Genomic DNA, 14,505 nt, shown 5'->3' with positions numbered 1-14,505 from the left:
ATCTTAATAATTTGATTAATAATGGCATTTACCACATTCTAAACCTCCCATTTGCGCTGCAGTCAATTTGTCTACACCGTATTTCTTAGAAAGTTCTTCATGAATTTTAGTATAGTATTCATTGCCTTCCATTTTAACATCCGTTTTTCTATGGCAATCTATACACCAACCCATTGTTAATGGAGCAAATTGTTTTTGAATTTCATACTCTTGAACAGGACCGTGACATGTCTGACATTCAATTCCAGCAACAGTTACGTGTTGAGAGTGATTAAAATAAACGAAGTCAGGTAAATTATGAATACGAACCCATTTTACAGGTTGCGTTTTTCCTGTATAACTTTGAGTTGTTTTATCCCAACCAACCGCAGTATATAACTTTTGGATTTGCTCATCATAGAATGCTTTGCTGTATTCCGGAGTAGCAGTAGTTTCTGCAACTTCAGCAATATTCTTATGACAGTTCATACAAACATTCAAAGAAGGAATCCCTGCATTTTTACTAACTCTTGCAGCAGAGTGACAATATTTACAGTTAACTTCATTGTCTCCGGCATGAATTTTATGCGAGAAATGAATAGGCTGAATAGGTTGATAATTCTGATCTACGCCAACTTGCATTAAAAACCCATAAACAAAATAACCACTCGCTAAAAGCAAGAATATTGCCGTAACTAAAACCAAAAACTGGTTTCTGGCAAATGCTTTCCATATAGGAGTTGTTGGAGCTTTAGGAGCTACCACAATACCGTTTGCTTTTGCAACTTTAGATAAAACCTTATTTACCAAAAACAACATCACAACCAGAATAATCATAACAAGCGCCAAAGCACCTAATATAATATTGTTTGAAATTCCGTTATCTACAGCTGGCCCACCAGGAACTTCAACACCTGTAGTTTTAGGCACTTCCGCCTTAGGCTCTGAAGTATACGCGATGATATTATCAATATCAGCATCTGTCAATTGAGGAAAAGCAGTCATTACTGATTTGTTGTTTTCTTCAAAAACCTTAACAGCCTGAGCATCGCCAGATTTAATTAGGTCTGAACTATTATGAACCCACTTATGAAGCCATGCAGCATCATATTTAGCAGCCACCCCTCTAAGGGCAGGACCTGTTGATTTGGCATCAAGTTTGTGACATGCCGCACAGTTTGAATTAAAAAGCTCTTTACCCTTTACCGGGTCTGCACTTTGCGAAGTAGCTGAAGCATCCGGAGCCGCAGCATCAGCCGCAGGAGTAGCTTCTTGAGCAAATGAAGTAAAGGAAAAAGATAGCATTAAAGCTATGCTAAAAAATAATTTCCTTGAGATCGAATTATGGTTACCCACCTTTTTCATATAGTATAATGATTATCTACTAAAAATTGGCACAGTTTTTTCTAATTGAAATATAAAAAACTGATCCTTTATTTAAAAACTGGGACAAAAATACGACTTAAGAACTATTCTCAAAACCTTAAAATAGTCTTAATTTCAATTTATATCAATTCTAAATAACATTTAATATTTGCCATCAGTCATTAAATAGTACTTTTGCACAAAAACAATCACATTATGAGAATTTTAGCCCCTGGAAAAGCATTTCTTATCTCTCTTACCTTATTTATTTCCTATTGCAATGCACATGCTCAAGATGGAAATATCAGAGTAAATCAAGACTCTAAATTTGAACAATTATTGAATGAAAAGAGAAAAACAAATGTCACAAACACTGTAAATGACTATTATAAAATTCAAATTTTCAGTGGAGACAGCGAAAAAGCAAAAAAAACATTGAATGATTTCAAGCAAGAGTTCAGAGATATAGATGCCACTATTACATTCTTCACTCCGAATTACAAAGTTTGGGTAGGGAATTTCAAAACACGAATTGAAGCAGAAAGAAATCTTATCGAAATTAAAAAAAGCTACAGTAATGTACATTTAATAAAGCCAAACAAATAAAATTTATCATCATTTTAAATTGCAACATTCAAAAGAAATCACGAATAAACATCAAGTGAAAAAGCAACCCGAATAGAGTTGCTTTTTTTGTTTTTAAAACACCGTTTCGGGCGCAAAGTCAGAGACGTTTGCTCAGCATTCCTGACGAACACTTAGGAGAGCGGGAACATAAAAACGAGAAGAGAAAAATCTTAAGCAAATTGAAGTAGCTACGCATATTGGCGTGGATAAATCCGCTTATAGTAAGATTGAAAAAGGCTTAAGAGCTTTGACAGTTGATGAACTTCAAAAAATGTCTCAACTATTTAATTTGACCACTGACCAAATTATTAATTACGATGGCAGAATTCCAACCGAGGTAATTATTGAAGATAAAACAGCCGTTGAACAAATGAGACTTATCCAGCAACTCGAAGAAGATGACAAACAAACCATCTTTAAACTCATTGATAAGATGCTCACCAATAAAAAATTTAAAGACTTTTTTGCTAAAAATGTAGCAACGTTATAAGACAAAAAAACAGGCAATTGCCTGTTTTTTTTTTATAACCTTTATTTTATTCTCTTTGTGGGCACAGATTGCAAATCTGCGCTATCGGGAGTGGCTTTTTTGTTAACTTTCCTTGTGTTCACGAGGAATACGAAGCAACCTTGATTAATCATTAAAGTAATTAATCAACCTTAAGAAGAACATTATAGTTCCTCCAATTACAAAATACAACCAATACCTCTTTACTGAATTAAATTGTTGCTTATTAGATTTTTTAACCACTATTCCGAATAGTATTGCTAATAATGGAATTAATAATCTGAAAACTTCAAGATTTTTCATATACGTTCATAAATTATTTTTTCGTTAAACCTAAATAGATCAAAACTAAACCTATAATTACCAAACCAATACCCCCAATCCATCCTTTAAAATCTCTTGTACTATCAGCTAATCTAATATTCTCAATTAAATTTTCTGATAACTCTTCATCTCGCAATTTTTTTTCTTTTTTATTATCAAAAAGTGGCTTATTAAAATATCTAAAATAGATAAAAGCCCCAATCAAAAAACCCAATCCTTCTAATATATTAGTATAATTCATCTTTATTGTTTCTTTTTATTTTCTTCTTTTTTATTATCATATAAACGTTGAGTCCCTGTAAGTTTTAATGATGTACTTTGTGTGGCAATTTCCTCCCCAACACCTTCTAAACCTGCTTTACCAATATAATGATTAATAACTTTTCCTGCCACATAAACGCCTACATTTTCTTTAGCTTTATCTAGGCTGCCATTATTTGTCAATGCGCTATGTATAACAACGCCTGTTTCTGTGACAGTTCCAATACCTGAAATAATATTACCTACTATAGCCATAGGTACACCAATTGGAGCACCAATAACACTTGTTGTCAAGCCATAACCTGCTAGTGCAATTGAATCACCGCTGTCTTGTAATCCGCTTGATACCTCAAGAATTTGTTCGGAACCCGTCAAGCCTTTGTTTATATACGCTCCGCCTTCTGTTTGATATCCACCATCAGCAACATCCATTGTCCCACTTCCATTTACTGAAAATTTACCTCCAGCTTGAAAATTAAATTCTTCTCCTGTTTTTTTTATATTTCCCGCACCTGCTTCGAAGACTTGCGTAGCTGTTGTATATCCATTAGCTTTAGCTTGGTCTACAGTTGTAATACCTTCATGATATGTGATGTGCTGTTGTCCGTTTTTCCCTATCCAATTTATCCAATCATCAGCTTGCATTCCATCAGGGTCAATAAAATAGATTGGGTTATTAAAAGCATAGTTATACGGGCTGTGTCTTCTCATTTTCTCCGCTAATGGGTCAATGTTCATCCACCGTCCTAAAGCAGGGTCATAATTACGTGCACCATAGTCGTAGAAGTTAAGCCCCAGTTCGTCTTGCAGTTCTTTTCCATTGAACTTATACTTTTAATTCCAGCTAAAATAAAAAAAATCCCGATTGCTCGGGATTTTAATTTTAATATATTGAAATTCTATTTCAATTTCTTTTTAACAGCTACTTCATGGTATGACTCAATAACATCTCTTTCTTCGATATCATTGTATCCTTTTACTTGAATACCACAATCGTATCCTTTAGCTACTTCTTTGACATCGTCTTTGAAACGTTTCAGTGCTAAAAGCTCTCCTGTAAAGACAACTACACCTTCTCTAATGATTCTCATTTTAGCGCTTCGGACAATTTTACCGTCCATTACCATACAACCAGCGATTGAACCCACTTTAGAGATTTTGAATATCTCTCTAATCTCAGCTGTACCAAGAATTTCTTCTTTCATTTCAGGAGCTAACATTCCTTCCATCGCATCTTTCAAGTCATCGATAGCGGCGTAAATAATAGAATAGTAACGGATATCAATTTCTTCTTTGTCCGCTAATTGTCTTGCATTTCCAGCAGGGCGAACATTAAATCCAATGATAATTGCATCTGAAGCAGAAGCTAACATTACGTCAGTCTCAGTAATTGCTCCAACACCTTTATGGATAATATTGATTTGAATTTCCTCAGTAGATAATTTAGAGAACGAATCAGACAATGCTTCAACAGAACCATCAACATCTCCTTTAAGGATAATGTTCAATTCTTTAAATTGACCCAATGCAATTCTACGTCCAATTTCATCCAATGTAATATGTCGTTGTGTACGTACGGATTGCTCACGCATCAATTGAGAACGTTTTGAAGCAATTTGTTTCGCTTCTTTTTCGTCTTCAAAAATATTGAACTTATCACCCGCAGTTGCTGCTCCATCAAGACCAAGAACTGAAACTGGAGTCGAAGGACCCGCAACAGTTACTATATTCCCTCTTTCATCATGCATGGCTTTAATTTTACCATGATGCTTACCGGCCAACATATAATCTCCAATTTTCAACGTTCCGTTTTGAACTAATATCGTAGAAACATATCCTTTACCTTTGTCAAGGAAAGCCTCAACAACAGTTCCAGAAGCCGCTTTATTTGGATTTGCTTTCAAATCTAAAAGTTCTGCTTCTAACAATACTTTTTCTAATAATTCTTTAACACCTGTTCCTACTTTCGCAGAAATATCATGTGATTGAATTTTTCCACCCCAATCTTCTACCAGTAAATTCATACCTGCTAATCTTTCTTTTACTTTTTCAGGATTAGCATTTGGCTTATCAATTTTATTGATTGCAAATATGATAGGAACTCCAGCTGCTTGAGCATGGCTAATTGCTTCTTTAGTTTGCGGCATGATGTCATCATCAGCAGCAATTACAATAATGGCAATATCTGTAACTTGAGCACCACGCGCACGCATCGCAGTAAACGCTTCGTGACCCGGTGTATCTAAGAATGCGATTTTTTGTCCGTTATCCAAAGTTACTCCGTAGGCACCAATATGTTGTGTTATTCCTCCAGATTCCCCTGCAATTACGTTTTCTTTACGAATGTAATCCAGCAACGATGTTTTACCGTGATCGACGTGACCCATTACCGTTACAATTGGCGCTCTGAAAACTAAATCTTCTTCTCTGTCTTCAACAACCTGAATTGCTTCTTCGATATCCACAGTGATAAATTCAACTTCATAACCAAATTCATCAGCAACGATAGTCAATGTTTCTGCATCAAGACGTTGATTCATGGTAACCATGATTCCAAGTGACATACACGTACCAATAACTTTAGTAATTGGCACATCCATCATGATGGCAATTTCTCCTACCGTAACAAACTCAGTAACCTTAATGGTTTTACTTCCTTCGTCAATAGCTCTTTGCTCATCATCAGATTTCTGACGGTGCGTATCTCTTTTATCTCTTCTATATTTAGCCGCTTTAGATTTACCACCTTTACCTTGTAGTTTCTCTAAAGTCTCTCTAATTTGATTTTTAACTTCTTCTTCAGTAGGCTCCACTTTTGCAACAATTGCAGGTCTGTTTCCTTTTACAAAACCAGGTCTTGCACTTCTGTTTGCATTGAATCCACCTCCACCTACATTAGGTGTAATCTTGTTAGGATTTGGCGCACCAGGAACTCCCGGTGTTGCAGGCGGTCTAGGAGCACCCGGTTTAGGAGCAATCCTTTTACGCTTATTTTTATTTGCATTGGCTGCAGCCGAACCTGGAGCACCCGGTTTATTCGGAGTGATTTTTGGTTCTTCTTTTTTCTTTTTCGGCTTGTTGAATTGAGATAAATCAATTATCTGTCCCGTCAAAGTAGTTCCCGATAGTTTTTGATATTGCGTTGTGATGGTTTCATCAACAGGCGCTTCATCCGCTTTAACTTCCTCGGTTTTTGCAACCACTTTTGGTTCAGCAGCGACTTCTTTAGCAGCCTCTGTTTTAACCTCTTTTATCCCAACAATAGGTTTTACCTCTTTTTTGTCTGAAACAGGTTTCTCAGTTGACGGTTTTTCAGTTAACGGTTTCTCAGGTGAAACTTCTTTTGAAACAGCTTTTACTTCAGATACATTAGCTACTGGAGCCTCTGCTTTTTCAACAGCTTTTACAGGCGGAACGGTTGAAGGTTTTTTTGGATTAAGATCAATCTTACCCACTTGTACCGGACCTGCTATAACAGCTCTCGCTTTTATAACTTCTTGTTGTTTTACTCGCTCTTCCTCAATTTTACGTTTGTCTTCGATTTCTTTTTCTCGTTCTAAACGCAAAGCTTCTTTTTCTTTTCTTTTCTCTTCCCCTACTTCTTTTGAAGCCTCCTTATTCCCTTTGTCACCTGCAAACTGACCGCACAAGACATTGTATACATCATCAGAAATTTTTGTGTTTGGATTTGCTTCAATAGCAATCCCCTTATCTTTTAGATAATCCACAGCTCTTTCTAAAGAAATATTCAATTCCCTTAAAACTTTGTTTATTCTAATAATTCTCTCTTCAGACATAAAACCTTTTTATTATTACCTTTTTTGTTATTCCTCACTTTACTCCCAACTCGATACCTACCGAGCAAGAATTCATTGTAAAGTGGCATGTTTATCGTTGAAGATACATTTGACTAACTGTCAAATTCTTCTTTCAATATTCTCATTACATCCAGAATAGTTTCCTCTTCCAGATCTGTTCTTCTTACTAAATCTTCCACATCTTGTTTTAAGATACTTTTTGCTGTATCCAAACCAATTTTTGCAAATTCTTCAATAACCCAGTCTTCAATTTCATCTGAAAACTCAGTTAATTCAACATCATCCTCATCAGCAGTTGCACCAGCAACATCACCTTCACGAATAACGTCTAATTCATAGCCAGTTAATAAACCTGCTAATTTAATGTTGTGTCCACCACGACCAATTGCTTTTGAAACCTCTTCAAGCTTCAAGAAAACTTCAGCTCTTTTTGTCTCTTCATTTATCTTAATAGAAGAAACTTTTGCAGGACTTAATGCTCTTGTGATAAACAATTGAATGTTACTTGTATAATTGATAACGTCGATATTTTCGTTTCCTAATTCACGAACAATTCCATGAATACGAGATCCTTTCATACCCACACAAGCTCCTACAGGATCAATTCTATCGTCATAAGAATCTACGGCTACTTTTGCTTTTTCACCTGGTATTCTTACCACTTTTTTAACCATAATCAAACCGTCAAATACTTCAGGGATTTCTTGTTCAAATAATTTTTCCAAAAACTTCTCCGAAGTTCTGGACATAATAATTTGAGGTTTATTTCCTTTTAATTCAACGCTTTCTATTATTCCCCTAACATTATCTCCCTTGCGGAAAAAGTCAGAAGGTATTTGTTTTTCTTTTGGCAAAATAATCTCATTCCCTTCATCATCAACCAAAATCACTACTCTTGGACGCACATGGTGTACTTCAGCAGTATAGATATCACCTATTAAATCTTTAAATTGTTTGTAAAGATTCGTGTTATCATGTTCATGAATTTTAGAAATCAAATTCTGACGTAAAGCTAAAATTGCTCTTCTTCCTAAATCAATTAATTTCACTTCTTCGGAAACCTCTTCACCAATTTCGAAATCCGGCTCTATTTTTCTAGCTTCAGTCAAAGTAATTTCAAGATGATCAAAATCTAAGTCTTCATCCGCAACAATCACTCTTCTCTGCCATATCTCCATATCTCCTTTATCAGGATTTATAATGATATCAAAATTATCATCTGAACCGTATTTTTTCTTCAATGCATTTCTAAATACATCTTCCAAAATTGCCATAAGCGTTACACGATCAATAAGTTTATCATCTTTAAACTCTGAGAATGAATCGATTAATGCTAAATTTTCCATGCGAATTCTTTAATTAAAATGTTACTGTAACAATTGCTTCTTTTATATCTACGTAAGGCAATTTAAGTTCTTTTTGAACTGTTTCTTTCCCTTTTCCTATCTTTTTTGGCTCTCTTGCTTTCCAAGACAAAATTACAAAATCATCATTAGCATCCACTAATTCTGCTTCAATAATTTCAGCCGAAGTCTTCACAATCAATGTTCGACCTATATTTTTCTTGTATTGTCTTACTAATTTCAACGGAGATCCAACTCCTACTGAAGCAACTTCTAAAGAGTAATCCTGTTCCTCTCTGTCTAAATTACTATCTATGAATCTACTTACATCTATACAATCCTGAAGAGCTACTCCATTATCTCCATCCAAAGTCACTATAACTTTGAAAGCATCAGTGATAACAAGGTCTATCAAAAAGATTGATGGCTTTTCTAATAAGCCTTCCGTCAGCAACGTATTTACTTTTTCTTTAAATGTCATATTTTTTATAAAAAGAGGGGACATTTAGTCCCCTCATTATCTAGATTTTAATAAATAACGGTGCAAATATAGTGTTTTTTTTTATAAACTAAAATAATCGATTGCTGTAAAATAATTTCTTATCTTTAATGTAGTATTAAAATAGCACTTTTCATCATAATTTAACGCTTTATAGTTATGAAACGAATTTTAGTCCCTACCGATTTTTCCGAACATGCAGAACACGCATTAAAAGTGGCCGCCATAATTGCAAAAAAAAATAATTGCGAAATCTTTTTGTTGCATTTATTAGAATTGCCTAACCAGATGAATGACGCAGTAACCGGCGGAAGCAGCATCCCCGAAGTGATGTTGTTTATAAAAAAAGCAAACGAAACACTCCAAAAAATCAAGGAACAACCCTATTTAAACGGAATTTCAGTAAATGCATCTGTACAATTCGAAAGAGCCTTTAGCGGCATTTTATCGTTTAACAGAAAAAATCAAATTGATTTAATTGTAATGGGCTCCCATGGAACTTCAGGCATCGAAGAAGTACTCATCGGATCCAATACCGAAAAAGTGGTACGACTCTCAGAAATTCCGGTACTGGTTATAAAAAAGAACATTCATGACTTTAAATTCAACAACTTTGTATTTGCCTCTGATTTTTCGAAAGAAACCAAAAAACCTTTCAAAAAAATGATAGAATTTGCCAAAATATTTAATGCAAATTTATACTTAGTCATGATATGCACTCCCAATAGTTTTAAAACTACCAAAATGTCCGAGGAAATAATGAAAAAATTTACCGCCTCTTTTGATATCGAAAACTACTCTACACACATTTACAATGACGTTAATATAGAAAATGGAATTATCAATTTCTCCAATAGCATTGATGCTGATTTAATAGGTCTTTGCACACACGGAAGAACTGGATTTGCTCATTTTTTCAATGGAAGCATTAGTGAAGACTTAGTAAACCACACGATCAAACCAGTAATAACTTTCAAGATTTAATTAAATCAAAACAGTCCAAACTCAACTCCCCTCAGCTTATCATAGGCATTTCAGTAAATTAAACTCCAAAAACAATCTGCTGGATTTATTGCATAAAAAAACCTCTCAATAAATGAGAGGTTTTACGTTGGTCTACAAGGACTCGAACCTTGAACGACTGCACCAAAAACAGTTGTGTTACCATTACACCATAGACCAGCATTGCTGCTAAGCGAGTGCAAATTTAAAATAAATTTTAGTTTGTACAAATTTATTTCGTCTTTTTATGAAAAAAAATTTATTAAAAATTCAAAACAACATCAAAAAATCACAAAAAACCTTTACAATCAATGTGTTATTGAAATGTAATACTTTTCCAGAAAATATTGTTAATGCTATCAAGGTTAAACAAAAAAACATTTTCTTTGTAACTCAAAATTAAATTAAATTTTAGTACATGGATAAAGCAGCATTCAATTTCAATAAATGGAATACAATTATTGGTTGGTTTACATTTGGAATAGCATTATTAACATACACTTTAACTGTTGAACCCACCATGAGTTTTTGGGATTGTGGCGAGTACATTGCCACAGCAGCAAAACTTGAAGTAGGCCATCCTCCCGGAGCGCCTTTATACCAGATGATTGGTGCATTTTTCGCCATGTTTGCTTCAGATGACACAAAAATTGCTTTAATGGTGAATATGATGTCTGTATTCTCGAGTGCATTTACCATTTTATTTTTATTTTGGTCTTCATCTATAATTTTAAAGAAACTGATTTCAAGATTTTCTGACCCGAGCCAAAAAGGCGAACAGGCGGAGCAAACAAATAAAAACAATGATATTGTTATTCTTGGAAGTTCATTTGTTGGAGCTTTAGCCTACACTTTTTCGGATAGTTTTTGGTTTAATGCCGTAGAAGCCGAAGTGTACGCCATGGCATCTTTATTTATTGCCTTGTTATTTTGGCTGGGTTTACGCTGGGAACAAGACATGGACAAACCTAGAGGAAACAGATGGCTATTAATCATTTCTCTTGTTGTTGGACTTTCATTCGGAGTCCATTTCATGGCTTTATTAACAATTCCAGCGATAGGTTTCCTTTACTTTTTCAAAAACTATAAAGTAGTTACCCTCAAAAATTTCATCATTGCAAATGCTGTTGTTATCGCCATTCTATTATTTATATTCAAATTACTACTCCCTATGACTATGGGATTCTTTGGTAAAACCGAAATTTTCATGGTCAACAGTTTAGGATTACCGTTTGACTCGGGGACTATTTTTGTTGCATTAGTCTTAATTGCTTTCTTTTACTTTGGATTAAAATACACCAAACAAAAAGGCTTCGTACTCTACAATACTATAATCCTTTGTATATTATTTATTTTAATTGGTTTCTCTACATGGATGATGTTGCCCATCAGAGCAAATGCAAATACCGTAATCAACGAAAACAAGCCATCGGATGCAGCTGAAGTTCTTGCGTACTACAATAGAGAACAATACGGTATAAATCCTTTGTTTTATGGACCTCAATACACAGAAGCTTTCGCTGGTTTAGACAAAAACAATCCTTATCTGGACAAAGCTCCCAATTACGAAAGAGATTACAAAACTGGAAAATACAGTATTACGAATAATTTCAAAAATGCTGAGCAAAACACAGATAATAATCAAAAAACTATTTTGCCAAGAATGTGGAGCGGTGATCACATCGAAAACTACATGAATTTTACAAATCCACCTCAATTCAGATTAAATCCTGATTATCCATATGAGGATGATTTAGCCAAATACGGTATAGATCCGAGTCAATTGAGCGAGGAAGATTACAACAAAGCGATTGCTCAATTAAAAAACGAAACCGAAAAAATAGTTACTGAATTCAGACAAGCCTACGCTCAAAAACAAATTGACAACGAAGGTTATGTTACGTTCCTGAAAAGTTATGGTGATTATTTAATTGTTGAAAAACCTACAACTGCTGACAATTTAGGGTTCATGGTTGAATACCAGTTTGGTTACATGTACTGGAGATATTTGATGTGGAATTTTGTTGGCAGACAAAATGATATTCAGGGGAAATACGACTATCTGGATGGCAACTGGCTTAGCGGCATAACATTCATAGATGAATTACATTTAGGAAGTCAAGACAATCTACCTTCGGATGTATTGAATAACAAAGGTCGAAATGTGTATTTCTTTCTGCCATTTATTCTCGGCTTAATCGGTTTAATGTATCACGCTAATAAGGATTTAAAAAGCTTCTATGTATTACTCGCCTTATTCCTTTTTACGGGAATAGCGCTGAAAATCTACTTAAACGAAAGACCTTTCGAACCTAGAGAAAGGGATTACGCTCTAGTAGGTTCCTTCTATGTATTTGCCATTTGGATAGGCTTCGGTGTTTATGCATTGTACGAAAGTGTCACGAAATATTTAACTCCAAAACTGGCAGGTCCTATTATCATTGCAGCCAGTTTATTGGCAGCACCAGTTCTTATGGCTTCTCAAAACTGGGATGATCACGATCGTTCTGGTAAATCTACTGCAGTAGCAATGGCAAAAGCATATTTGGAATCCTGCGATCCAGACGCAATTTTATTCACTATTGGCGATAATGACACGTTCCCGCTTTGGTACGCACAAGAGATTGAAAAAGTAAGAACGGATGTCAAAATTGTGAACACGAGCCTTTTCATGACGGATTGGTACATCGATCAGATGAAAACTAAAACATACGAATCAGATCCCTTGCCTATTTCATTTACACACGATCAATATGTGGGAGACAAACTGGATTATGTAGCTCACATTCCAAAAATTGAAAGTCGTTGGGATATAAAAGACTTCATCAATTTTATCAAAAACCCAAAATCAACTGTAGACATGCAAAATGGACAAACAATCCATTTTTACCCTACTAACAAGATTCGAATTCCTGTTGACAAAAATATAATTATAAAAAACAAAGTAGTTAATCCTAAACTCAACGATTCTATTGTCCCTTACATTGATTTGGACATCAAAGGAAATGCATTGTACAAAAACAGATTGATGATGCTTGACATTGTTGCTAATAACAATTGGAAAAGACCAATCTATTTTAGCGGTGGCGCATTTGATAATGAAGATTATATCTGGATGAAAGAATACCTTCAATTAGAAGGAATGGTTTACAAACTGGTTCCAATAAGAACAGTTTTACCAAAAGACGCAAGTCCTCTTAATATGGGACAAATAGATTCTGATAAAATGTATGCAAAAGTAATGAAATGGGATTGGGGTAATGGCGAAAGCAGTACTATCTATCACGACCCAGAAACTCGTAGAAACAGCATAACCTATAGAGCAAACCTTTCCAGATTAATGAATCAGTTAATTATTGAAGGCCAAAAAGACAAAGCAAAAAACATTATCGATTTGGCTATGACAAAAATGCCTTTGGAGTATTTCGACTATTATTCATTAGTAGAACCTTTTGCTGACGGATATTATAAAATCGACGAGAAATTAAAAGCACAACAATTGTTGGACAAATTAATCCTAAAGTATAGAGAGAACCTTAATTATTATGGCAATTTAAAATCTTCTGAGCAAACTAGTATTGCCATTCCTATCATCACTGATATTGAGCGATACAGAAGTCTTTTAACTGTAATGAAAGAAAATGGCGATTTAGATTTCTATAACAAAAATAGAATTGTATTCAATACTTACATTAAAATGTTTGACCGCTTTGGACGCGAAAAAGAATAACTTCAAACAAAAAAGATTCTGATTAGAAAAGGTAGCGATATTGAAAAATGTCGCTATTTTTTTTTAATTTTAAAACTAAAAAATGAAACTTTACTGGATAAAGACGAATTGGATTATAAAAAAAATATTCTCTAATTATACTTGGGATGTTTCCAATACCGGAAGCAGTAATTCAGTCTACCTCACATTTGACGATGGACCTATTCCAGGAATTACAGAATGGGTTTTGAATGAATTAAAAAAGCACAATGTAAAAGCTACTTTTTTTTGTATTGGAGATAATATTGATAAAAACCCCGAAATATTCAAAAAGGTAATTAGCGCAGGTCATTCCATAGGAAATCACACTTTTAATCATTTGAACGGTTGGAAAACTTCAACTGAAGCCTATATTGAAAACACTAAACAATGCGAAGCAGCTATTCAAAAAAATAGTACTAACAATCTAAAATCTGAAATATTCCGTCCGCCATACGGCAAGTTAAAAGTATCTCAATCCAGAAAACTCCGAAAGCTGGGTTACAAAATAATTATGTGGGACGTCCTAAGTGCTGATTTTGACACAACAATATCAAAAGAACAATGTTTGGATAATGTGTTACCAAATGTAAAACCTGGCAGCATTATTGTTTTTCACGATAGTATAAAAGCCTTCAAAAACTTAGAATACGTATTGCCTAAAACATTAGCTTACTTAAAAGAAAATAATTTTAATTGTGAGGTGTTGTACTGAAATCCGTTACAATTGTTCTTGAACAATACTAATAATAGTGTTCGCATCTAATTCTCCGGACTGTCTCCATATCATTTGACCTTGTTTGTAAATCATCAACGTAGGCAAGCCTTTAATGCGTAAAGCATCAGCTAATTCTTGATTTTTATCCACATCAATCTTTATGACTTTTGCTTTATCACCAAGAGCGGCTGCTACATCTCTAATTACAGGATGCATTGAAACTGAAGGCTCATTCCATTCTGTGTAAAAGTCTATTAACACAGGCACTTGAGCATTTATAAGTTCTCCAAATTTTGACATAAAACCAAAAATT

At 34.5% G+C, this 14,505-nt stretch carries 10 protein-coding genes, 1 tRNA gene and 2 pseudogenes; 5 read left to right on the top strand and 8 right to left on the bottom strand.

All coding sequences use genetic code 11. The annotated features are described in order from the left end of the window. Nucleotides 1-15: 15 nt before the first annotated feature. Nucleotides 16-1,344, bottom strand: coding sequence for a c-type cytochrome (locus tag E0I61_RS04135; RefSeq protein WP_132069581.1), 1,329 nt, complete (start codon nt 1,342-1,344; stop codon nt 16-18). Nucleotides 1,345-1,560: 216 nt separating this feature from the next. On the opposite strand from E0I61_RS04135, the gene E0I61_RS04130 reads away from it, so the two are divergent. Both E0I61_RS04130 and E0I61_RS04125 read left to right on the top strand, forming a co-directional pair. Beyond that, nucleotides 1,561-1,950: an SPOR domain-containing protein gene (locus tag E0I61_RS04130; protein ID WP_132069579.1), complete on the top strand. Its 390-nt coding sequence runs from the start codon at nt 1,561-1,563 to the stop codon at nt 1,948-1,950. 184 nt (nt 1,951-2,134) lie between these two features. Continuing rightward, nucleotides 2,135-2,461, top strand: a pseudogene (locus tag E0I61_RS04125) (helix-turn-helix domain-containing protein); the annotation flags it as partial. Between the two features lie 334 nt (nt 2,462-2,795). Here the strand turns inward: E0I61_RS04125 and E0I61_RS04120 are convergent. From E0I61_RS04120 to rimP, 5 genes and pseudogenes are all read right to left on the bottom strand, one after another. After that, a complete protein-coding gene (locus E0I61_RS04120; protein WP_132069575.1) occupies nt 2,796-3,044 on the bottom strand; it encodes a hypothetical protein in 249 nt (82 codons plus the stop codon). A 658-nt stretch (nt 3,045-3,702) separates the two neighbouring features. Next, nucleotides 3,703-3,898: pseudogene (locus tag E0I61_RS04115) on the bottom strand (RHS repeat domain-containing protein); the annotation flags it as partial. Between the two features lie 65 nt (nt 3,899-3,963). Further along, complete coding sequence (infB, locus tag E0I61_RS04110) at nt 3,964-6,861, bottom strand: translation initiation factor IF-2 (RefSeq protein ID WP_132069573.1); 2,898 nt, start codon at nt 6,859-6,861, stop codon at nt 3,964-3,966. A gap of 113 nt (nt 6,862-6,974) precedes the next feature. Next, nucleotides 6,975-8,228 (bottom strand): transcription termination factor NusA, encoded by a 1,254-nt coding sequence (gene nusA / locus E0I61_RS04105; RefSeq protein ID WP_039108733.1) that lies wholly within the window; start codon nt 8,226-8,228, stop codon nt 6,975-6,977. A 13-nt stretch (nt 8,229-8,241) separates the two neighbouring features. Further along, entirely contained in the window at nt 8,242-8,706 is a 465-nt protein-coding gene (rimP, locus tag E0I61_RS04100) for a ribosome assembly cofactor RimP (RefSeq protein WP_132069571.1), read from the bottom strand. Between the two features lie 177 nt (nt 8,707-8,883). On the opposite strand from rimP, the gene E0I61_RS04095 reads away from it, so the two are divergent. Further along, complete coding sequence (locus E0I61_RS04095; protein ID WP_132069569.1) at nt 8,884-9,708, top strand: universal stress protein; 825 nt, start codon at nt 8,884-8,886, stop codon at nt 9,706-9,708. Between the two features lie 127 nt (nt 9,709-9,835). Here E0I61_RS04095 and E0I61_RS04090 read toward each other — a convergent pair. Beyond that, nucleotides 9,836-9,906, bottom strand: a tRNA-Gln gene (locus E0I61_RS04090). 238 nt (nt 9,907-10,144) lie between these two features. On the opposite strand from E0I61_RS04090, the gene E0I61_RS04085 reads away from it, so the two are divergent. Together E0I61_RS04085 and E0I61_RS04080 are read left to right on the top strand one after the other, a co-directional pair. Further along, complete coding sequence (locus E0I61_RS04085) at nt 10,145-13,456, top strand: glycosyltransferase family 117 protein (RefSeq protein WP_132069567.1); 3,312 nt, start codon at nt 10,145-10,147, stop codon at nt 13,454-13,456. An 82-nt stretch (nt 13,457-13,538) separates the two neighbouring features. Further along, the gene (locus E0I61_RS04080) at nt 13,539-14,189 is read left to right on the top strand and encodes a polysaccharide deacetylase family protein (protein ID WP_132069565.1); all 651 of its coding nucleotides are present in this window, start codon (nt 13,539-13,541) and stop codon (nt 14,187-14,189) included. Between the two features lie 6 nt (nt 14,190-14,195). Here the strand turns inward: E0I61_RS04080 and E0I61_RS04075 are convergent, their stop codons facing one another. Continuing rightward, nucleotides 14,196-14,492: a thioredoxin family protein gene (locus E0I61_RS04075; protein ID WP_099714276.1), complete on the bottom strand. Its 297-nt coding sequence runs from the start codon at nt 14,490-14,492 to the stop codon at nt 14,196-14,198. Nucleotides 14,493-14,505: the final 13 nt, after the last annotated feature.

It is taken from the genome of Flavobacterium ranwuense (genome assembly GCF_004349315.1).
GTDB classification, from domain to species: Bacteria; Bacteroidota; Bacteroidia; order Flavobacteriales; family Flavobacteriaceae; genus Flavobacterium; species Flavobacterium ranwuense.
Note: the sequence above shows the minus strand (reverse complement) of the source record. Positions and strands in the feature narration are given on the sequence as shown.

What these genes read in the sequence shown, in the direction of transcription:
- E0I61_RS04135 (WP_132069581.1), bottom strand. Translation starts at nt 1,344, where the DNA reads ATGAAAAAGGTGGGTAACCATAATTCGATCTCAAGGAAATTATTTTTT.
- rimP (WP_132069571.1), bottom strand. Translation starts at nt 8,706, where the DNA reads ATGACATTTAAAGAAAAAGTAAATACGTTGCTGACGGAAGGCTTATTA.
- E0I61_RS04095 (WP_132069569.1), top strand. Translation starts at nt 8,884, where the DNA reads ATGAAACGAATTTTAGTCCCTACCGATTTTTCCGAACATGCAGAACAC.
- infB (WP_132069573.1), bottom strand. Translation starts at nt 6,861, where the DNA reads ATGTCTGAAGAGAGAATTATTAGAATAAACAAAGTTTTAAGGGAATTG.
- E0I61_RS04130 (WP_132069579.1), top strand. Translation starts at nt 1,561, where the DNA reads ATGAGAATTTTAGCCCCTGGAAAAGCATTTCTTATCTCTCTTACCTTA.
- E0I61_RS04120 (WP_132069575.1), bottom strand. Translation starts at nt 3,044, where the DNA reads ATGAATTATACTAATATATTAGAAGGATTGGGTTTTTTGATTGGGGCT.
- E0I61_RS04080 (WP_132069565.1), top strand. Translation starts at nt 13,539, where the DNA reads ATGAAACTTTACTGGATAAAGACGAATTGGATTATAAAAAAAATATTC.
- nusA (WP_039108733.1), bottom strand. Translation starts at nt 8,228, where the DNA reads ATGGAAAATTTAGCATTAATCGATTCATTCTCAGAGTTTAAAGATGAT.
- E0I61_RS04075 (WP_099714276.1), bottom strand. Translation starts at nt 14,492, where the DNA reads ATGTCAAAATTTGGAGAACTTATAAATGCTCAAGTGCCTGTGTTAATA.
- E0I61_RS04085 (WP_132069567.1), top strand. Translation starts at nt 10,145, where the DNA reads ATGGATAAAGCAGCATTCAATTTCAATAAATGGAATACAATTATTGGT.